Source organism: Actinorectispora metalli (assembly GCF_056323685.1).
The window spans coordinates 4,020,152-4,040,323 of the sequence record NZ_JBREYE010000001.1; the positions used below are offsets into that span (position 1 = coordinate 4,020,152).

Here is a 20,172-nt window from a genome sequence, read left to right on the forward strand (position 1 = left end):
CGTCGACGTCTCCGAGGGTTCCAGCCCGATCGTTCAGCGAGCAGGACTTCGCCACTCTGGGCGGTTTAGGCCGCTAAACATTGGTGCGCCACCGCCGGGCGGATATAAACAGAATTCAGGCCATTGAGAGTAATTCGGGCGGAAAACGCATATAAAACCTGCCCATAGCACGGGGAACAAGGGATTTCCCGCCTTATATGCGAGGGTGCGCATTGCTACGGTACGACAACACCAGTTTGACCCTGCCCATGGTGTTTTGCCTACGGAGTAGCCCATGAGGAACGCGATTTCCCTGGTCGCAGCCCTGGGGCTGGTAGCGGGAACGGTGGCTGCCATTGGCACCACCGCCGGCGCCGACCCCCAATCCGATTCGATCACCAGAGCCATCTCCTCGGCCGACCGCGTGGCCGCCGAGCGCGGTACCGCATTGGCGGCGACCCAGTCGCGTTATATTCGCGACGAGGTCCGCAGCGGTGACCGCGGCCTGCGCTACGTCTCCTATCACCGGGAGTACGCGGGCCTGCCGGTGCTCGGCGCCGACCTGGTCGTCGTGACCGACGCCGACGGCGGCGTCCGGCACGTCAACACCGCCAACGAGCAGCCCTTCACCATCCAGACCATCCAGCCCGACGTGCAGTCCGACCAGGCCAAGGCGACCGCCGCGAAGGTCACCGGCGGCAAGGCCGACACCGCGCGACTCGTGGTGCAGGCACCGGGCGCGGCCCGGCTGGCCTGGGAGGTCGGCGGCCAGCGCCGCGTGCTGGTGGACGCGCTGACCGGCGGGGTGCTCTCCGACGGCACCACCGAGGCAGCGGGCGACCGCACGAAGATCGGCATCGAGAAGCTGGGCATCGACCGCGCCAAGGCCACCGAGGTCTGGCGCAACGCGCTGCTCCGCAAGGCGGGGGAGACCTGGGACGACGTCGAGGCCCGTCGCAACACCCTGCAGGCGGCGCGTGACCTGTTCACCGGCTGCGCCGAGTTCGACGCCATCCGCGACGCGTGGAACGCCTCCGGCGTGCCCGCCGCCGACAGCGAGGTCACCTGCACCTTCGGCCGCGCCGACTTCTCGCTGTCGGTGCCGAAGGCCTTCGACGCGCAGAACTCCGCCACCACGGTGGCCGCGGGCCAGTCGGTGACCGTCCCGGTGACGGTCGCGGGCAGCGGAGAGAAGATCACCCTCACCGCCGCGGGCCTGCCCACCGGCGCGAAGGCCGTCTTCTCCCCGGCCACGGTCAAGGCCGGTGACACCGCGCGGCTCACCATCAGCACCGACCGCGCCACGCCATCGGGTGCCTACACGGTGACCGTCGCAGGTTCCGGCGAGCAGGTCCGCACCGCGCCGATGACCTTCGGCGTGACCGGCAGCCAGGCCGACCGGCCGACGATCTCGGTGGACAAGGTCAAGGCGCACCTCGCCGAGTTGCAGCGCATCGCGACCAACAACGGCGGCAACCGCCTCACCGCCACCGGCGGCCACAACCAGTCGGTGGACTACATCGAGGCCAAGCTCAAGGCCGCGGGCTACACCGTGCGCCGCCAGGACTGCACCTCCTGCTCGCGGCGGCCCACCGCGAACCTGATCGCGGACTGGCCGGGCGGCGACGAGAACGAGACCTACATGTTCGGCGCGCACCTGGACAGCGTCCAGGCGGGCCCCGGCATCAACGACAACGGTTCCGGCTCGGCGTCGATCCTGGAGGCCGCGCTGGCACTCGCCGCGGCCAAGCCCACCATGTCCAAGCACGTCCGCTTCGGCTGGTGGACCAACGAGGAGCAGGGCCTGATCGGCTCCAAGCACTACGTGCAGAACCTGCCCGCGACGGAGAAGCGCAAGATCAAGGGCTACCTCAACTTCGACATGATCGGCTCCACCAACCCCGGCTACTTCATCAACAACATCACCACCGAGCTGGGCAAGGCGTTCAAGGGCTACTTCGACGAGATCAACGTGCCGACCGAGGAGAACACCGAGGGCAAGAACCGCTCGGATGACGCCTCCTTCACCAACGGCGGCATCGCCTCCAGCGGCACCGCGACCGGTGCCAGCTACCGGATGACCGCGGCGCAGGCCCAGAAGTGGGGCGGCCGCTCCGGCGTCGCCTACGACACCTGCTACCACCAGCGCTGCGACACCACCAGCAACATCAGCACCACCGCGCTGGACCGCACCGCCAACTCCATCGCCTACGCGATCTGGAAGCTGGCGGTCGGCGCCGCGTCCCCGGCGCCCACCAGCGGCCCGGCTCCGACCGGCACCCCGGCCCCGACGCCGTGCGCGGGCACGGACGCCTGGGAGTCCTCGAAGTGGTACTGGAACGGCGACCGGGTGACCTACAACGGCCGCAAGTGGCTCGCTACCTGGGGTTCGCAGAACCAGGCGCCTGGTTCGATCTCCGGGAGCATGTCCGCATGGAAGGACGAGGGCGCCTGCTGAGGCCCTTGGGCATTCGCCCAACCTGGCGTCGGCCCCCTGGTCTCTTCCCGTGGACCAGGGGGCCGACGCCGTCATAGGCCGGTCGGGCTATGACCGCACTACACTCGGTCACGTCTGGGGGTGAGGACGTGACGGGAGTTCCGGCCGAGGTGACCAGCTTCCTCGGCAGGCGGCGCGAGCTGTCGGTGCTGCGGCGGCTGCTGTCCGAGCACCGGCTGGTGACCCTGGCCGGGCCGGGCGGGGTCGGCAAGACCCGGCTGGCCACCCAGGCCATCGGCCGGGCCGGGGAGATCTTCGGCGACGGCGCTCTGCTGGTGGAGCTGGCCGAGTTGCGGGACACCGAGCTGCTGGCCGATGTGGTGGCCAACGCCCTCGGGCTGCGTGACCAGTCGCCGCGGCCCCCGGTGGACGTCGTCGTCGACCACCTGCGCGCCAAGCGCCTGCTGCTCGTCCTGGACAACTGCGAGCACCTGGTCGAGGCCGCCGCCGAGTTCGTCCAGGCGCTGTTGGCGGGCTGCCCTGAGCTGGTGGTGCTGACCACCAGCAGGCAGCCGCTGGGCGTCGATGCCGAGCAGGTGATGGCGGTGCCGCCGCTGGCCGTGCCCGACGGGGTGGGCACACCAGATGAGCTGAGCCAGTACGACGCGGTGCAGCTGTTCACCGACCGGGCCAGGGCCGTGCTGCCCGGTTTCGAGGTCACCGAGCACAACTTCGCCGACCTCGCGGAGCTGTGCCGTCTGCTGGAGGGCCTGCCGCTGGCCATCGAACTGGCCGCGGTCCGGATGCGGGCGCTGTCCGTCGGACAGCTGGCGCAGCGCCTCACCCGGCGGCTGCCCGCGCTGACCATGGGTCCCCGCACCGCGCCGGAGCGGCAGCAGACGCTGCGCGCCACCATCGACTGGAGCCACGGGCTGTGCTCGGCGTCCGAACAGCTGTTCTGGGCGCGGGCCTCCATCTTCTCCGGCGGGTTCGACGCCGAGGCCGCCGAGTACGTCTGCGGCGGCCCCGAGGTCAACGTGCCCGCCGCGATCGACACGCTGCTGGCCAAGTCGATCCTGCTCCGCGAGGAGCAGGACGGCGAGGTCCGCTACCGGATGCTGGAGACGCTGCGCGAGTACGGCCAGGAGCAGCTTGGCGAGGACCGGTGCCGGATCATCCGCAGGCACCGCGACTGGTTCGCCGACCTCGCCGCGGGATTCGACCGCGGCTGGCTCGGCCCGGACCAGGTGCGCTGGGTGCGGCGGCTGCGGCGGGACCACGCCAACTTCCGCTTCGCCCTGGAGTACTCGGTCAACGAGCCCGGCGAGGCGGTGGCGGCGATCCGTGCGGGCATCGCCGTGATCCACTACTACATGCTGTCCGGGTACCTCAGCGAGGGCCGCACCGCGATGGCGCGCGCCCTGCACGGTGTGCCCGAGGACGCGCCGGAACGCGGCACCGCGCTGTGGATCAACGCGATGGCGGCGCTGGTGGTGACCGACCTGTCCTCGGCGGGCCAGTGGCTGACCGAGGCCGACCAGCGGGCCCGGCGGACCGGCGACGAGGTGCTCACCGCCAGGACGGCGGTGGCCTGGGGCATTCTCTACACCTTCGGCGGCGACCTGCCGAAGGCGATCACCTACCTGACCGGCGCCATCCGCACCTTCGCCGAGCACCGGCTGCTGGCCGACGAGCTCTTCGCGCGCATGTTCGCCGGTCAGGCCTACGGACTCGACGGCGACTGCGACACCGGCCGAGCGGTGCTGGCCGAAGGCCTGGCCCGCAGTGAGGCATGCGGCGAGATCTACTTCCGAAGCTGGCTGCTGCACGGCCTGGCGCAGGTGGAGCTGTCCGATGAGAAGCCCGACACCGCACAGGACATCGCCCGGCGGGCGCTGCGGCTCCAGACCGAGATCGGCAACCGCTTCACCGCGGCCTTCACCTGCGACCTGCTGGCGTGGGCCGCCAACCAGCGCGGCGAGTACGCCCGCGCCGCGACCCTGTTCGGCGTCGCGGACACCGTCTGGTCGCTGCTGGGTTCCACCCCGGCCGCCTATCCGACCTTCGGCCGCGCCCACGACCTCAACTTCGCCCAGGTCAAAGACCTGCTGGGGGAGGCGGAACTGCGGCGGCGCATGACCGAGGGCTGCACCATGTCCCGGGAGCAGGCCATGGCCTACGCGATGGGCGAGGAATCCACCACGAGCAGGCCCGACCGCGGCGGGCTTACCCGCCGCGAGTTCCAGATCGCCCGGCTGGTGGCCGACGGCCTCAGCAACGCCGATATCGCCGCCAAGCTGGTGATTTCCCCACGCACCGCGGAGACCCATGTGGACCGCATCTCCCGCAAGCTGGGCTTCAGCAGCCGGACCCAGATCGCCTCCTGGGCCGCCCGCCACGGCGACTCCTGAGTTACTTCGCGGTGAGGGTGAAGCGCGAGGTCTCCGGCGCCGCGATCAGACAGCCGATGCTGACCAGCAGCGTGATCAGGACGTAGACCGAGACCGCGACCCAACTGCCGAACCACTGGAGCAGCTGCACGGAGATGATCGGGGCGAGCGCGCCGCCGAGGACACCCGCGAGCTGGTAGCCCAGCGAGGCGCCGCTGTAGCGCAGCCGAGTGCTGAACAGCTCGGCGATGAACGCCGCCTGCGGGCCGTACATGGCGGCGTGGAACACCAGCGCGACCACCGCCGCCAACACGATCAACACCGTGGACTTGGTGTCCAGCAGCGGGAAGAACGCGAAGATCCACACCGCCGCGCCGATCGCACCCGCCAGCGACACCGGGCGGCGGCCATACCGGTCGGACAGCGCCCCGAACAGCGGGATCAGCGCCAACTGGACGGCGGACCCGATGTAGACGCCCGCCAGCCCGACGCTCTTGGACAGGTGAAGCTGCTGGGTGACGTAGGTGATGATGAACAACACGAACGTGTAGAACGCCACGTCAACGCCCACCCTGGCGCCGATGGCGGTGAAGATCTCCTTGGTGTGCAGCCGGAAAACATCCAGCAGCGGCATGCTCGCCTTCTGGCCCGTGCGCTCGACCTCCGCGAACAGCGGGCTCTCCGCGATCGTCATGCGGATCCACAGGCCGACGATCACCAGCAGCGCGGACAGCAGGAACGGCAGCCGCCAGCCCCAGGACAGGAAGGCCTCGTCGGACAGCGTCGCGGCCAGCACCGCCAGCACGCCCGCCGCCAGCAGGTTGCCCGCGGGCACCCCCACCTGCGGCCAACTCGCGTTCAGCCCGCGTTTGGCGGGGTCGCCGTGCTCCAGCGACATCAGCACCGCGCCGCCCCATTCGCCGCCCAGGCCGAGCCCCTGGAGGAACCGCAGCGTGACCAGCAGGATCGGCGCGGCCACGCCGATCGTGGCATAGGTGGGCAGCAGGCCGATGGCGGCGGTGGCCAGGCCCATCAGCAGCAGCGTGATCACCAGCACGTTCTTGCGTCCGATGCGGTCGCCGTAGTGGCCGAACACCGCCCCGCCGACCGGCCGCGCCACGAAGCCGATCGCATAGGTGGTGAAGGCCAGCAGCGTCCCGGTCAGCGGCTCGTAGTTCGGGAAGAACACCTTCCCGAACACCAGGGCGGCTGCCGTGCCGTAGAGGAAGAAGTCGTACCACTCCAGCGCGGTGCCGATCAGGCTGGCGACGATGACCCGTCGCGCGCTCCGCGACCGGCCCTGCTCCACATTGGACGTCGTTGTCATGCCGGACATCGTCGCTGACTATGTGGTCACGGCGGCATAACGGTTGGGTTCAGGCGCGTCGCCGGGAACGGTGCGCGGCCACGTGGACCCGGTTCGCGCAGCGTGCGGAGCAGAACCGCTTGGCCCGGTTGGTGGAGGTGTCCAGGAAGAAGGTCTCGCAGTCGGTCGCGGCGCAGTGGCCCCAGCGTTCCAGGCCGTAGCGGCTGATCCCGGCGGCCATGCCCCAGGCCACGGCGGCGGCGACCTCGGTGGCGGGGGTGGCCTGCGGGTCGGCGACGTGGATGTGCCAGTTGGGCTGCTCGCCGTGCCCTGAGGACAGCTGCGGCTGCGGCGGATGCGCCTTGAGCAGCGTGTTCACCTCCGCCAGCACCTCGGCGGGCGCATCGGCCACCGCCGCGGCCAGCACCCGGCGCAGCCCGGCGGCCACCTCGCGGAGCACCACCAGGTCGCCATCGCCCGCGTTGTTGGCCCACCACGGCTCCTCGTGCAGCGCGGCACGCAGCGCGGCGACGTCCTCGAGCGGGCTGTTCGCCAGCCGCAGTGCCACGTCGAGGTAAGCAGCGTTGTCCATCTACGGTCCTTACCGTAAGGTGCTGTTCCGGAGTTCACACCTTACCGGGAGCGCGCATGGGGGAGATCGGTCCACGCCGGGTGGCGGGTCTCGCGCTGCCCGCGCTCGGAGTGCTCGCCGCGGAGCCGCTGTACCTGCTGGTGGACACCGCGGTCGTCGGCCACCTCGGCGGGGTGCCGCTGGCGGCGCTCGCGATCGGCGTGCTGGTGCTGGGCCTGGTCTCGGCGCAGCTCACGTTCCTCTCCTACGGCACCACCGCCCGCGCCGCCCGGCTGCACGGAGCGGGCCGCCGCGAGGACGCGGTGGGCGAGGGCGTGCAGGCCACCTGGCTGGCGCTGGCCGTCGGGCTCGTACTGCTGACGCTCGGCCAACTGCTGGCCGAGCCCATCGCCCGCGCGCTGGCCGACGATCACGCGGTGGCGGGGGAGGCGGTGCGGTGGCTGCGGATCGCGCTGCTCGGCGTGCCCGCGATCCTCGTCACGATGGCGGGCAACGGCTGGATGCGCGGCGTGCAGGACACCGCCCGGCCGCTGCGCTACGTCCTGCTCGGCAACGGCATCTCCGCGGTGCTCTGCCCGCTGCTGGTCTACCCCGCGGGCTGGGGCCTGATCGGCTCGGCGCTGGCCAACGTGGTGGGCCAGGCGGCGAGCGCGGCGCTGTTCCTCGCCGCGCTGCGCCGGGAACGGGTGCCGGTGCGTCCACAGTGGAGCATCATGCGGTCCCAGCTGGGCATGGCCCGCGACCTCGTGCTGCGCAGCCTGGCGTTCCAGGTCTGCTTCGTCTCCGCGCTCGCGGTGGCCACCCGCACCTCGGTGGCCGCGGCAGGCGCCCACCACATCGTGCTCCAGCTCTGGACGTTCGTGGCGATGCTGCTCGACTCGCTGGCGATCGCCGCGCAGTCGCTGGTCGGCGCCGAACTCGGCGCGAGCAGGCAGGCCGCCGCCCGCGCGCTCGCCTGGCGGATCACCCGCTACGGCCTGGTCGCGGGCGCGGCCCTCGGCGTGGTGTTCGCGGCGGGATCGGGACTGCTGCCCGCCGCCTTCACCTCCGACGCCGCGGTGCTCGGTGAGATTCCCCACGCCTGGTGGTTCTTCGTGCTGCTCCAGCCCATCGCGGGTGTGGTGTTCGCCCTCGACGGCGTGCTGCTCGGCGCGGGCGACGCCGCGTTCCTGCGCACCGCGACGCTGGTCAGCGGACTGATCGGCTTTCTCCCGTTGATCTGGGCCTCGCTCGCCTTCGGCTGGGGCCTGGCGGGCATCTGGACCGGCCTGTCGGTGTTCATGCTGCTCCGCCTGGCCACCCTGCTCCTGCGCACCGCCTCCGACCGCTGGGCGATCGCGGGCGCCGTCCGCGCCTAGACCTGCGCGGGTGCGGTGAGGACGGCACCGAGCAGGCCGGGGAAGAGGTCCTCGAGATCGGCGCGGCGCAGCGAGTTGAAGCGCTGGGTGCCTTCGCAGCGGACCTGGATCACCCCGGCCTCGCGCAGTACCTTGAAGTGCTCCGACAGCGTGGACTTCCCCACGTTGACCTCGAACGCGCTGCACGTCATCTCGTGCTCGGCGTCATCGGCCAGGCAGCGCACGATGTGCAGCCGCGTCGGATCGGACAGCGCGTGCAGCACCCTGGTCAGCCGCATCTCCTCGCGGCTGGGATGTTCGATCACCCTCATGCTCAACCCTCGCAATCCGGGCTCCATGGTGCCACGCGCCGCTCAAGATCAACCGGTGGCCGAGGTTATGCCGAAGTTGAAAGCCACTCGGTTTTGATGGGGAGCCGGTGAACATCCGGAGATCGGCGTGCCGCAGAATGACTCGCGTGGCCTGTATCCAACTAGAGAACGGACGTGCGGTCCTGCCCTCCCCCGTCGCTCCCGGCCTGCTGGTCGTGGACAAGCCGAGCGGGATGACCTCCCACGACGTGGTTGCCAAGGTGCGCAAGCTGATCGGCACCCGCAAGGTCGGGCACGCCGGCACGCTGGACCCCATGGCGACCGGTGTGCTGGTGCTGGGTGTGGAACGCGCCACCAAGCTGCTCGGTCACCTCGCCCTCGACACCAAGGCCTACCTCACGAGCATCCGCCTGGGGTCGGCGACCAGCACCGACGACGCCGAAGGCGAGGTGCTCTCCAGCGCCGACGCCTCCGACGTGGAGGACGACGCGATCACCGTCGGAATCCGCGCTCTGACCGGCGAGATCATGCAGGTGCCCAGCGCCGTCAGCGCCGTGAAGGTCGACGGCCGCCGCGCCTACGAGCGGGTGCGGGCGGGCGAGCAGGTCGAGCTGGAACCGCGCAAGATCACCGTCTCCCGCTTCGACGTGCTCATGATCCGCCGCGACCCCGAACTCGGCGTCACCGACATCGACGCGATGGTGGAGTGCTCCTCGGGCACCTACGTGCGCGCCCTGGCCCGCGACCTCGGCCGCAGGCTCGGCGTCGGCGGCCACCTGACCGCGCTGCGTCGCACCAGGGTCGGCTCGTTCACGCTGCGCTCGTCCCGCACCCTCGACCAGCTCGCCGAGGACCCGACGCTCAGCTACGACCTGGACGCCGCCGTCGCCGCCGCCTTCCCCTGCCGCGAGGTGGACCAACTGGAGGCCGACGCCCTGGCCCACGGCCGCCGCATCCCGGCGGTCGGCTCCAAGGGCACCACCGGCATCTTCGGCCCCACCGGCACGGCGGTCGGCCTGGTCGTGGAGCAAGGCAAGACGGCCAAGCCGGTGCTGGTGCTCAACCCCGCGGACTGAGGCTCAGGACTTCGACGCCAGCACCTCCAGGTAGTGCGGGTTGTACATGATGCCCAGGATGTTGCCGAACGGGTCGATCACCGAGGCGCCGATGAAGCCCTCGCCGAAGTCGCGCGGCGCTTGGTGCTCCTTCGCGCCCATCGCCAGCAGCCGCTCCAGCGTGGCGGGCACGTCGTCCACCGCCCAGTACACGATCGCGCCGCCCGGCTCGCGCGCCCCGCTGTCGGGGCCGAGCTCGGACAGGAACCGGCTGTCCAGCAGACCCAGTTCGTGCTGGTAGTCGCCGATCCGGAACTCGGCGTAAGCACCCCGGTCGAAGTACGGCTCGACACCGAGCAGCTCGGTGTACCAGCTCTTGGCCGCCTCGATGTCGGAGGTCAGGTAGGCGACGGTGGTGAGTCCCCGCAGCATGGTGTTCCCCTTCGGTCGAACGTCTCGACCGGACGGTAGGCGCCGACACCGACAAAAACGTGCATTGCGTCTCATAGGCAGGTGAGCCGGTGGTGTCGGGGCGTCAGCAACTAGGCTGATCGTGTGCAACGCTGGCGTGGGTTGGAACAGTTGCCGGGCGGATGGGGACGCTGTGTGGTCACCATCGGCGTCTTCGATGGGGTCCACCGCGGACACCAGCAGTTGATCGGCCGGGCGGTGGAGCTCGCGCGGGAGCGCGGCCTGCCCTCGGTGCTGATGACCTTCGACCCGCATCCCTCCGAGGTGGTGCGGCCGGGCAGCCATCCCTACCAGCTCACCACGCTGCGCCGACGCGCCGACATCGTCGAGCAGTTGGGCATCGACGTGTTCTGCGTGCTGCCCTTCACCCCCGAGCTGTCCCGCATGCCCGCCGACGAGTTCGTGCACGAACTGCTGGTGGAGAAGCTGCACGTGGCGGCCGTGGTGGTGGGGGAGAATTTCACCTTCGGCCACCGCGCCGCGGGCAACGTGGAGATGCTGCGCTCGCTCGGCCGCCGGTTCGGCTTCGTCACCGAGGGCGCCAGCCTGCTCACCGAGGGACCGGTGACCTTCTCCTCCACCTACATCAGGGCCTGCATCGACGCGGGCGATGTCACCGCCGCCGAGGACGCCCTCGGCCGCCCGCACCGCCTCGACGGCATCGTGGTCCGCGGCGACGGCCGGGGCCGCGAGATCGGCTTCCCCACCGCCAACCTCTCCACCCCGCGCTACGCCGCCATCCCGGCCGACGGCATCTACGCCTGCCGATTCGTCCACTTCGGACACGACGGCAGCGAGCCGCCCGCCGACAAGCACCTCAAGGCGGCGGTGTCCATCGGCACCAACCCGACCTTCTCCGGCAAGGAGCGCAGGGTGGAGGCCCACGTCCTGGACACCGACGAGGACTACTACGGCGAGCGCGTCGGCATCGACTTCGTCGCCCGCATCCGCGACATGATCCGCTTCGAAACCGTCGACGCCCTGCTCGACCGCATGCACGTCGACGTCCGCCAGACCCGCGAGATCCTTTCGTAACTCCAGGTCAACCCTCGTGAGTGCACGGCTCCGTTCTGACGGGCCCGCGCACTCACGAGCTCTGACCAGCGCAAATGCCTCGAACGGGTGACAGTGGCCGCCGCCTGGTCGTGCGGTGGGCGACACGATCTTGGGGATTCCGCCACGCGGAGCAACCGGCACCTGGCAGGATGCCCACCAGGACACCGTTCAAGGTGACCTTTCGCCAGTTGAGGACCCGGGGGAGAAACCGGTGGAGGAGCAGAAGGTCGTCGCGCGCAACCTGGCGCAGCAGCGGGAGTGGTACGGGGAACCGCTGGGTGACCGCGTCCGCAGACTGGTGGTGGCCTTCGACGTGTCCCAGGCCCAGCTTGCCGACGTCCTGGGCATCAGCGCCCCCATGCTCAGCCAGGTGATGAGCGGCCGCCGCGCCAAGATCGGCAACCCGGCGGTGCTCGCCCGCATGGTCATGCTCGAACGCCGCGTCCTCACCCCCGACGTCGCCTCCGGGGACCGCGAGGCCATCCGGCTCGCGCTGGAGGAGGTCCGCGCCTCCCGCCCCACCGTGGGCCGCGGCGGACTGCCGATCAACGAGCACAACGCCGACAACAACTCCGTGCTCGGCGGCCTGCGCGAACTCGCGGCGCCCGAGGACCTCATGGAGGCCGCCCGCATGGTCGGGCCGCGTTTCCCCGCGCTGGCCAGCCTGCTCCGCCGCGCCGCCGAACTGCGCTGATGCGGCTGTTCGCCGCGATCCACCCGCCGCCGCACGCCTGCGAGCACCTCGCGGCACACCTCACCCTGCCCGAGGGCGTCCGCGCCAACCCGCCGCGGAAATGGCACATCACCGTGGCCTTCTACGGCGATGCCCCGGACAGCGCGAAGGCCGTCCGGCGACTGGACCGCAAGGTGGCGGGCCTGGCCGCGCCCACGCTGCGGCTGAAGGGCGCCGACACCTTCCCCGGCGTGCTGTGGGTCGGCGTGCACGGCGAGACGCCGGGGCACGACGGCCTGCTCCGCAGGCTCGCGCTGGCGGCGGGCGCCGACCGGTTCACGGCGCATGTGACGATCGCCAGGGCCAAGGGAACGCCAGCCGTGCCCGCGGCGTTGTACGACTACGAGGGCCCGCTGTGGTCGCCGACCGAGGTCGTGCTGATCAACAGCAGGCTGGTCGACGGCATCCACGAGTACGAGCCGGTGCACCGCGTACCGCTGGTCACCCGGACGAGTGGTTAACGAACCTCCCGCGACCTGCGCCGTGTCCGATGCGAAGATCCATTGGGTACCTGATACCCTCCGACATTGGGTGTGGCTGCGGTCCGTGGCGGCCTCCACCGTCTTACCCCGCGTGTGTCCACCGCTGGGGCCTCACGGCACAGATAGCAAGGAGAACATCGCGTGGCACTGTCCACTGACCAGAAGAAGAGCATCCTCACCGAATACGGCACCCACGAGGGTGACACCGGTTCGCCGGAGGCTCAGGTGGCGCTGCTGACCAAGCGGATCAGCGACCTCACCGAACACCTCAAGAAGCACAAGCACGACCACCACTCGCGTCGTGGTCTGCTGCTGCTGGTCGGCCGTCGCCGCCGGCTGCTGAACTACCTCTCGGACGTGGACATCGCCCGCTACCGGTCGCTGATCGGTCGGCTCGGCCTGCGCCGCTGACGCTTCACCGGCGGGGAGGCCCCAAACCTGTTTTGACCGGCTTCCCCGCCGGCGCAACACCAACTCAATACTGAACAACTAACCGTGGTCACCCCCCTTCGCCGGTGGGGACGCTCTCGCTCCGCCGGTCCTCGGTAGTGGTTCCCGAAAGACGCCATGGGCGGTCTGCGGGGACTTCGATCGAAGACCGGCACTGTTGAAGATGGAAAGAGGGCGCTCCCGTTCGGGGTGGTAGGGGACCACATCCACGAGGAGCACTGCACAGTGACTGATCTCCAGGTCGCCGAGGCAACCGCCGTCATCGATAACGGCAGGTTCGGCTCGCGCACCATTCGCTTCGAGACGGGCAGGCTGGCCCGCCAGGCAGCAGGCAGCGTCGTCGCCTACCTGGACGACGAGACCATGCTGCTGTCGGCCACCACGGCCAGCAAGCACCCCAAAGAGCACTTCGACTTCTTCCCGCTGACGGTGGACGTCGAGGAGCGCATGTACGCCGCGGGACGCATCCCCGGCTCGTTCTTCCGCCGCGAGGGCCGTCCCTCCACCGACGCCATCCTCACCTGCCGCCTCATCGACCGCCCGCTGCGCCCGTCCTTCGTGGACGGCCTGCGCAACGAGATCCAGGTCGTGGTGACGGTGATGAGCCTCAACCCCGCCGACCTCTACGACGTGGTCGCCATCAACGCCGCCTCCGCCTCCACCCAGCTCGCGGGCCTGCCGTTCTCCGGCCCGATCGGCGCCACCCGCGTCGCGCTGGTGGAGGGCCAGTGGGTCGCCTTCCCGACCCACGAGCAGCTGGAGAAGGCCGTCTTCGACATGGTCGTCGCCGGTCGCATCGTCGGTGACGACGTCGCGATCATGATGGTCGAGGCCGAGGCCACCGACAACGTCATCGCGTTGATCGAGGGGGGCGCGCCGACGCCCACCGAGCAGATCGTCGCCGAGGGCCTCGAGGCGTCCAAGCCGTTCATCAAGGTGCTCTGCGAGGCCCAGCAGCAGCTGGCCACCGTGGCTGCCAAGGAGACCGGCGAGTTCCCGGTGTTCCTGGCCTACGAGCAGGACATCTTCGCCGCGGTCGAGGCCGCGGTCTCCGAGGAGCTCGCGCAGGCGCTGACCATCTCGGGCAAGCAGGAGCGCGAGGCCAGGCTGGACGAGATCAAGGCCTCCACCCTGGAGAAGGTCGGCACCGGCGACGGCGAGGAGTTCGAGGGCCGGGCCAAGGAGGTCGGCGCCGCGTTCCGCTCGCTGACCAAGAAGCTGGTCCGCCAGCGCATCCTGCGCGACCAGGTCCGCATCGACGGCCGCGGTCTGACCGACATCCGCGGCCTGTCCGCCGAGGTCGCCACCATCCCGAGGGCGCACGGCTCGGCGCTGTTCGAGCGCGGCGAGACCCAGATCCTGGGTGTCACCACGCTGAACATGCTGCGCATGGAGCAGATGATCGACTCGCTCTCGCCCGAGACGACCAAGCGCTACCTGCACCACTACAACTTCCCGCCGTTCTCCACCGGTGAGACCGGCCGCGTTGGCTCGCCCAAGCGCCGCGAGATCGGCCACGGCGCGCTCGCCGAGCGGGCGATCATGCCGGTGCTGCCCAAGCGCGAGGAGTTCCCCTACGCGATCCGCCAGGTCTCCGAGGCGCTGAGCTCCAACGGCTCCACCTCGATGGGCTCGGTCTGCGCGTCCACGATGTCGCTGCTCAACGCCGGTGTGCCGCTGAAGGCGCCGGTCGCGGGCATCGCGATGGGCCTGGTGTCCGATGAGGTCGACGGCGAGACCCGCTACGTCGCGCTGACCGACATCCTCGGCGCCGAGGACGCCTTCGGCGATATGGACTTCAAGGTCGCGGGCACCAAGGAGTTCGTGACCGCCCTTCAGCTGGACACCAAGCTGGACGGCATCCCCTCCGACGTGCTGGCCAAGGCGCTCGCCCAGGCCAAGGACGCCCGTCTCACCATCCTGGACGTCATGGCCGAGGCCATCGACGCCCCGGACGAGATGAGCCCCTTCGCCCCGCGCGTGACGTCGGTGAAGATCCCGGTCGACAAGATCGGCGAGGTGATCGGGCCCAAGGGCAAGATGATCAACTCGATCACCGAGGAGACCGGCGCCGACATCTCCATCGAGGACGACGGCACCATCTACGTCGGCGCGTCCGACGGCCCGTCCGCGGAGGCCGCGATCAACTTGATCAACGCCATCGCGAACCCGCAGCTTCCCAAGGTCGGGGAGCGGTTCCTCGGCACCGTGGTGAAGACGGCCGCCTTCGGCGCGTTCGTCTCGCTGGTGCCGGGCAAGGACGGCCTGGTGCACATCTCCAAGCTGGGCAACGGCAAGCGCATCGGCAAGGTCGAGGACGTGGTCAAGGTCGGCGACAAGCTGCGTGTCGAGGTCGCCGACATCGACAGTCGCGGCAAGATCAGCCTGGTCCTGGTCAACGAGGAGAACGCGCCCGCCGAGGCCGCTTCGCAGTGACCGCCAGACGCATCCCCGCAGCGGCCGTGAACGCTTCCGTTCACGGCCGCTCGGCTACCGAGGTACTGGAGTCCACCCCGGACGGCTGCTCGGTGCGGCGCACCGTGCTGCCCAGCGGCCTGCGGGTGGTGACCGAGCGGCTGCCGGGCGTGCGCTCGGCGGCGGTGGGCATCTGGGTCGGCGTCGGCTCCCGCGACGAGCAGCCGGTCGAGGCGGGCGCCGCGCACTACCTGGAGCACCTGCTGTTCAAGGGCACCCAGCGGCGCACCGCCAAGCAGATCGCCGAGGAGATCGACAACGTCGGCGGCGAGCTCAACGCGTTCACGGCCAAGGAGCACACCTGCTTCTACTCCCACGTGCTGGACAGCGATCTGGCGCTGGGCATCGACCTGGTCGGCGATGTGGTGTTCGACGCGCTGCTCACCGCGTCCGATGTGGAGACCGAGCGCGGCGTCGTGCTGGAGGAGATCGCCATCCGGGACGACGACCCGGAGGACCTGCTGCACGACGAGTTCTGCACCGCGCTGCTGGGCACCCACCCGCTGGGTCGCCCGGTGCTGGGCAGCGAAGAGTCGATCGTGGCGATGGAGCGGGAGACGCTGTACGGCTTCTACCGCAACCACTACACCCAGCCCCGCATGGTGCTGTCGGTGGCGGGCAACGTCGAACACGACCGCGTCGTGCAGCTTGTCTGCGACCTGCTCGGCGAACGCGGCACCGACGCCTCCCCGGTGCCGGTGCGCTCGGGCATCGCCGAAGTGACCGGCGCCCGTCCGTTGACGTTCCGCTACGACGACTCCGAGCAGGCGCACCTGATGCTCGGCGTGTCCGCGATCGACCGCCACGACGACCGCCGCTACGCGATGGGCATCCTCAACGCCGCGCTCGGCGGCGGCATGAGCTCCCGGCTGTTCCAGGAGATCCGCGAGCGCCGCGGCCTGGCGTACTCGGTGTACTCCTCGGTGGCCTCCTACGCCGACACCGGCAGCCTCGCGGTGTACGCGGGCTGCCAGCCCGACCGGCTGGGCCAGGTCACCGCGGTGGCCCGCGACGTGCTGGCCGACATCGCCGCCGACGGCCTGACCGAGGCCGAGGTGGCCCGCGGCAAGGGCCAGCTTCGCGGTGGGCTCGTGCTCGGCCTGGAGGACACCAGTTCGCGGATGACTCGCATCGGCAAGGGCGAGCTGAACTACGGCTACTACACCAGCGTCTCCGACACCCTCGCCAAGATCGAGGCGGTGACCGCTGAACAGGTGTCCGATCTCGCAGCCGATCTTCTCCGACACCCTTTCCGGGCCGCGATCGTCGGGCCGTACGCTGCTGCCGACGAGCTGCCGAACGAGGTGCACGAGGTGATCGCATGACCCGGTCCTTTGCGGACGACCCCATTCGCGTAGGCGTGCTGGGCGCCCGCGGCCGGATGGGTGCCGAGGTCTGCAAGGCGGTGGACGCCGCCGAGGGCATGGACGTCGTGGCGATGGTCGACGCCGGGGACTGGCTGTTCAACATCTCCGACGCGGGCGCCGAGGTCGTGGTGGACTTCACCCACCCCGATGTGGCTATGGACAACGTGCGGTTCTGCGTCGACCAGGGCATTCACGCCGTCGTGGGCACCTCCGGCTTCGACGCGGAGAAGCAGGCCACGATCCGCGGCTGGCTGGAGCACAAGCCCGAACTGGGTGTGCTGATCGCGCCGAACTTCGCCATCGGCGCCGTGCTGAGCATGCGGTTCGCCGAGATGGCCGCCAAGTACTACGAGTCGGTGGAGATCATCGAGCTGCACCACCCGCGCAAGGCCGACGCCCCGTCGGGCACCGCGGCGCACACCGCGGAGCTGGTCGGCAAGGCCCGCTCCGCCGCGGGCATGGGCGCGGTGCCGGACGCCACCACCAAGGAAGCCGACGGCGCCCGCGGCGCCGAGCTCAACGGCGTACGCGTGCACTCGGTGCGGCTGTCGGGACTCATCGCCCACCAGGAGGTGCTGTTCGGCACCGAGGGCGAGACCCTGACGCTGCGTCACGACTCGCTGGACCGCAAGTCCTTCATGCCGGGCGTGCTGCTCGCCGTGCGGCAGATCTTGACCCGTCCCGGCCTCACCGTCGGCCTGGACGCGTTCATGGAACTGTGAAGGCCCGGACCACGGCGCTGCTGCTCACCGCGGCGCTGGCGGTGTACCTGGTCTTGTTGACCGGCCGTGCGGTGGCGTTGATCGGCACCGGCACGGCCGTCGGCATCGGTCTGGGCTTGGGCATCCTGCTGCTCCCGCTGATCGGTGCGGGCCTGGTGCTGGCCGAACTCCGCTTCGGCCTGCGCACCGAGCGGCTGGCCCGCCGCCTCGCCGAGGAAGACGCCCTGCTGGACGTCTCCGACCTCCCGCGCCGCGCCTCCGGCCGCGTCGAGCGGGACGCCGCCGACACCTGGTTCGCCCTCCGCAAGGCCGAGGTCGAGGCCGACCCCGACGACTGGCGCGGCTGGTTCAACCTCGCCCAGGCCTACGACCTGGCGGGTGACCGCGGCCGCGCCCGCGAGTCCATGCGCCGCGCCATCGACCTGGCGGGCTGAGGCACAGCGCGTTTTCCGCCAGTCAGGCGAAGTAGCCGACGAAGAACGTCGGCGCCGCCGCGAGCGCGGCGAACCGGATGAAGCGGCCGGACAGCCCGGTCAGCACGAACACCTCGGTGCGCACCTTCGCCAGCCCCGCCATGATCGCGATCGCCGCGTACGGCGGCAGGCTCGACACCGCGCTGATCCACAGCACCACGGCGGTCCAGCGCGGACGACGGCCGCAGGTGTCGCGGAACCGCTCCAGCCAGAGTTCCCAGCGGCCCTTGTCGGCGCGGGGCTTGCGCTGCATCCAGGCGGGCAGCTTGATCTTGCCGTGGCCCGCGAAGAAGTACAGCAGCTTCCCGCCGATCTGCCCCACTGCGATCACGAGGCCCAGGGCCCACCACGGCAACGTCGGATCATTGAGTACCAGGCCGATCAGGAAAAGCTCCACGCTGATCAGCGGCACCAGCGCCGACGCGACAGCCACCCCGAACGCGGCGGCAAGCCAACCCGTCAGTACCAGCACGCGAGAGATCCCCAGAAGTCGGAGCGGAATCGACGCCGCGAAGGCTAGCAGCCGGGGATGGCCAGAAGATGGCCGGTAGAAGACACCCCCCGCCCGCCCGGGGGGCGTCGCCCTGCGCGAGCCTATCGAGTTCCGAATCGGCGCCGCGACCGAGAAAAGCAGATCTGTGGATAGGTGGGGCTGCTGTGGATAACTCGCCCGAAAACCGGGCTTGTTGGCGCTGCGAGTGAGGCGACCGTGATATGGACGTCGGCGGATGGGTGCGACCGGGTCGGCTTTGCCTGCTGGGAAGACAGAGTCGGGGTCATGCGAAGTGCAGGTCCAGGTCGCCGCGGACGCGGATCTCGCGGAGCATGCGGCCTTCGCCGGTGTCCAGGCTGCGGATGGCGCCGTCGGTCGACCAGCCCGCCCTGCGGTAGAAGGCCAGGGAGGCGTGGTCCTCCGCGGGCACCCAGGCGATGCCGGTCGCCGCACCGCGCTCGCGCAGTGCCTGCGCGGCGGTGCCCAGGAGGCGGCCGCCGTGGCCGCGGCGGCCCCAGCGCGGCTCCACCAGCAGGGTGGCGATCAGCGCGTCCTCGCCGTCGGGGTCCGGGCCCGCCGCGCAGAACCCCACCGCGAACTCGCCCTCGGTGGCCACGAAGACCTCCGCCGCGTCTCCCTGCACCGTCGCCAGCCAGGCCTGTTCCACCTCGTCGCCGTCGATGGCGGCCAACGCGGCGGCGGGGAGCAGTCGGGCGTAGGCCGCATGCCAAGTGGTGCGCTGGATGCGGGTGATGTCCGGCACGTCGTCAGCGTGCGCGCGGTGTACGGAGGCCACTGCCATGCGTCAAAACTAGCGGGCGCGGAATAGCCGACTACCCTTGAGGTGTTGCGAATAGAAACGCTGTTACATATGAAGGGAAACGCAACCATGGCTCTGCCGGCGACCGGCCGCGAGGTTCACCTGATCTCCCGCCCCAAGGGACTGCCCACCGACGACAACTTCGCGGTCCGCGAGGCCGACGTGCGCGAACCCGCCGACGGTGAGGCGCTGGTCAAGGCCCTGTACATGTCGGTGGACCCGGCCATGCGCGGCTGGATGAACGAGGGCCGCTCCTATGTCCCGCCGCTGGGACTGAACGAGGTCATGCGCGGCGGCGCCGTCGGCGAGGTCGTCGCCTCGAAGTCGGACACGCTCGCCGTGGGCGACACGGTGCTGGGCATGTTCGGCTGGCGCGAGTACGTCACCGCCCCCGGCAAGCACTTCCGCAAGGTGGACACCTCCGTCGCGCCCGCGTCGGCCTACCTCGGTGTGCTGGGCATGCCCGGACTGACCGCCTACGCGGGACTGACCGAGATCGCGAAGCTGCGTGAAGGCGACACCGTGTTCGTCTCCGGTGCCGCGGGCGCGGTCGGCAGCCTGGCGGGCCAGCTTGCCAAGCTGAAGGGCGCGAAGCGGGTCATCGGCAGCGCCGGATCGGCGGAGAAGGTCGACCACCTGATCAACACCCTCGGCTTCGACGCGGCGTTCAATTACAAGGACGGACCCGTCCACAAGCAGCTTCGCGCCGCCGCCCCCGACGGCATCGACGTGTACTTCGACAACGTCGGTGGCGACCACCTGGAGGCCGCCATCGGGGCCATGAACGACTTCGGCCGGGCCGCGCTGTGCGGCGCGATCTCGCAGTACAACACGACCGAACCCGCCCCCGGCCCCCGCAACTTGATGCTCGCCGTTGCCCGCCGCCTCACCCTGCGCGGCTTCATCGTGATCGACCACGCCGACCTGGCCGACCAGTTCTTCGCCGAGGTCTCCGGCTACCTCAAGGACGGCAAGATCCACTACGAGGAGACGGTCGTCGACGGCGGCATCGACAACTCGGTGGAGGCCCTGCTCGGCCTGTTCGCGGGCCGCAACCGGGGCAAGATGCTCGTCAAGTTCTGACCCTCCGGGGGCGGCGCGTATGCGACAGGGAGGCGGCATCGGGCGGCGGTAACCTCGCGGTGTGACCTGCGAGGTCGCCCGATGCGGCAACCTGCGGCGGGTGGCGGCCGTCTTAGATG

19 protein-coding genes are annotated in these 20,172 nt (G+C 70.2%); 13 read left to right on the forward strand and 6 right to left on the reverse strand.

Annotated elements, in window-relative coordinates; all coding sequences use genetic code 11:
• Positions 1-274 precede the first annotated feature (274 nt).
• Positions 275-2,437 carry a M28 family peptidase gene (locus tag ACU6XJ_RS18910; RefSeq protein ID WP_476313158.1) on the forward strand — a complete coding sequence of 721 codons (2,163 nt, stop codon included), beginning with the start codon at positions 275-277 and terminating at the stop codon, positions 2,435-2,437.
• 128 nt (positions 2,438-2,565) lie between these two features.
• Entirely contained in the window at positions 2,566-4,827 is a 2,262-nt protein-coding gene (locus ACU6XJ_RS18915) for an ATP-binding protein (RefSeq protein ID WP_476313161.1), read from the forward strand.
• A gap of 1 nt (position 4,828) precedes the next feature.
• On the opposite strand, the gene ACU6XJ_RS18920 is transcribed toward ACU6XJ_RS18915, so the two are convergent.
• Together ACU6XJ_RS18920 and ACU6XJ_RS18925 are read right to left on the reverse strand one after the other, a co-directional pair.
• The gene (locus ACU6XJ_RS18920) at positions 4,829-6,133 is read right to left on the reverse strand and encodes an MFS transporter (RefSeq protein ID WP_476313164.1); all 1,305 of its coding nucleotides are present in this window, start codon (positions 6,131-6,133) and stop codon (positions 4,829-4,831) included.
• A gap of 49 nt (positions 6,134-6,182) precedes the next feature.
• Positions 6,183-6,704: a CGNR zinc finger domain-containing protein gene (locus tag ACU6XJ_RS18925; protein ID WP_476313166.1), complete on the reverse strand. Its 522-nt coding sequence runs from the start codon at positions 6,702-6,704 to the stop codon at positions 6,183-6,185.
• 56 nt (positions 6,705-6,760) lie between these two features.
• On the opposite strand from ACU6XJ_RS18925, the gene ACU6XJ_RS18930 reads away from it, so the two are divergent.
• On the forward strand, positions 6,761-8,062 hold the full coding sequence (locus ACU6XJ_RS18930; protein ID WP_476313169.1) for an MATE family efflux transporter: 1,302 nt from the start codon (positions 6,761-6,763) through the stop codon (positions 8,060-8,062).
• Here ACU6XJ_RS18930 and ACU6XJ_RS18935 read toward each other — a convergent pair.
• Positions 8,059-8,373 carry an ArsR/SmtB family transcription factor gene (locus ACU6XJ_RS18935; RefSeq protein ID WP_476313172.1) on the reverse strand — a complete coding sequence of 105 codons (315 nt, stop codon included), beginning with the start codon at positions 8,371-8,373 and terminating at the stop codon, positions 8,059-8,061. The genes ACU6XJ_RS18930 and ACU6XJ_RS18935 overlap by 4 nt on opposite strands.
• A gap of 155 nt (positions 8,374-8,528) precedes the next feature.
• Between ACU6XJ_RS18935 and truB the strand changes: the two genes are divergently transcribed.
• A complete protein-coding gene (truB, locus tag ACU6XJ_RS18940) occupies positions 8,529-9,449 on the forward strand; it encodes a tRNA pseudouridine(55) synthase TruB (protein WP_476314091.1) in 921 nt (306 codons plus the stop codon).
• Between the two features lie 3 nt (positions 9,450-9,452).
• Here truB and ACU6XJ_RS18945 read toward each other — a convergent pair whose 3' ends face one another.
• Positions 9,453-9,860, reverse strand: coding sequence for a VOC family protein (locus tag ACU6XJ_RS18945; RefSeq protein ID WP_476313174.1), 408 nt, complete (start codon positions 9,858-9,860; stop codon positions 9,453-9,455).
• 123 nt (positions 9,861-9,983) lie between these two features.
• Here ACU6XJ_RS18945 and ACU6XJ_RS18950 point away from each other — a divergent pair, with 123 nt between their 5' ends.
• The 8 genes from ACU6XJ_RS18950 to ACU6XJ_RS18985 all read left to right on the forward strand — a co-directional run bounded on the left by ACU6XJ_RS18950 (position 9,984) and on the right by ACU6XJ_RS18985 (position 17,618).
• On the forward strand, positions 9,984-10,934 hold the full coding sequence (locus tag ACU6XJ_RS18950) for a bifunctional riboflavin kinase/FAD synthetase (protein ID WP_476313177.1): 951 nt from the start codon (positions 9,984-9,986) through the stop codon (positions 10,932-10,934).
• A 232-nt stretch (positions 10,935-11,166) separates the two neighbouring features.
• Positions 11,167-11,649 carry an XRE family transcriptional regulator gene (locus ACU6XJ_RS18955; protein WP_476313179.1) on the forward strand — a complete coding sequence of 161 codons (483 nt, stop codon included), beginning with the start codon at positions 11,167-11,169 and terminating at the stop codon, positions 11,647-11,649.
• Positions 11,649-12,149 carry an RNA 2',3'-cyclic phosphodiesterase gene (gene thpR, locus ACU6XJ_RS18960; RefSeq protein WP_476313181.1) on the forward strand — a complete coding sequence of 167 codons (501 nt, stop codon included), beginning with the start codon at positions 11,649-11,651 and terminating at the stop codon, positions 12,147-12,149. Before ACU6XJ_RS18955 ends, thpR begins: the two co-directional genes overlap by 1 nt.
• A gap of 162 nt (positions 12,150-12,311) precedes the next feature.
• The gene (rpsO, locus tag ACU6XJ_RS18965) at positions 12,312-12,581 is read left to right on the forward strand and encodes a 30S ribosomal protein S15 (protein ID WP_476313184.1); all 270 of its coding nucleotides are present in this window, start codon (positions 12,312-12,314) and stop codon (positions 12,579-12,581) included.
• Positions 12,582-12,845: 264 nt separating this feature from the next.
• Complete coding sequence (locus tag ACU6XJ_RS18970) at positions 12,846-15,056, forward strand: polyribonucleotide nucleotidyltransferase (RefSeq protein ID WP_476313187.1); 2,211 nt, start codon at positions 12,846-12,848, stop codon at positions 15,054-15,056.
• Between the two features lie 26 nt (positions 15,057-15,082).
• Complete coding sequence (locus tag ACU6XJ_RS18975; RefSeq protein WP_476313190.1) at positions 15,083-16,420, forward strand: M16 family metallopeptidase; 1,338 nt, start codon at positions 15,083-15,085, stop codon at positions 16,418-16,420.
• Complete coding sequence (gene dapB, locus ACU6XJ_RS18980; protein ID WP_476313193.1) at positions 16,417-17,184, forward strand: 4-hydroxy-tetrahydrodipicolinate reductase; 768 nt, start codon at positions 16,417-16,419, stop codon at positions 17,182-17,184. Before ACU6XJ_RS18975 ends, dapB begins: the two co-directional genes overlap by 4 nt.
• Positions 17,181-17,618 carry a hypothetical protein gene (locus ACU6XJ_RS18985; RefSeq protein WP_476313196.1) on the forward strand — a complete coding sequence of 146 codons (438 nt, stop codon included), beginning with the start codon at positions 17,181-17,183 and terminating at the stop codon, positions 17,616-17,618. Before dapB ends, ACU6XJ_RS18985 begins: the two co-directional genes overlap by 4 nt.
• A gap of 22 nt (positions 17,619-17,640) precedes the next feature.
• On the opposite strand, the gene ACU6XJ_RS18990 is transcribed toward ACU6XJ_RS18985, so the two are convergent.
• Positions 17,641-18,129: a hypothetical protein gene (locus ACU6XJ_RS18990; RefSeq protein WP_476313198.1), complete on the reverse strand. Its 489-nt coding sequence runs from the start codon at positions 18,127-18,129 to the stop codon at positions 17,641-17,643.
• 304 nt (positions 18,130-18,433) lie between these two features.
• Complete coding sequence (locus tag ACU6XJ_RS18995; protein ID WP_476313201.1) at positions 18,434-18,952, reverse strand: N-acetyltransferase family protein; 519 nt, start codon at positions 18,950-18,952, stop codon at positions 18,434-18,436.
• An 87-nt stretch (positions 18,953-19,039) separates the two neighbouring features.
• Between ACU6XJ_RS18995 and ACU6XJ_RS19000 the strand changes: the two genes are divergently transcribed.
• Entirely contained in the window at positions 19,040-20,053 is a 1,014-nt protein-coding gene (locus ACU6XJ_RS19000) for an NADP-dependent oxidoreductase (protein ID WP_476313204.1), read from the forward strand.
• Positions 20,054-20,172: the final 119 nt, after the last annotated feature.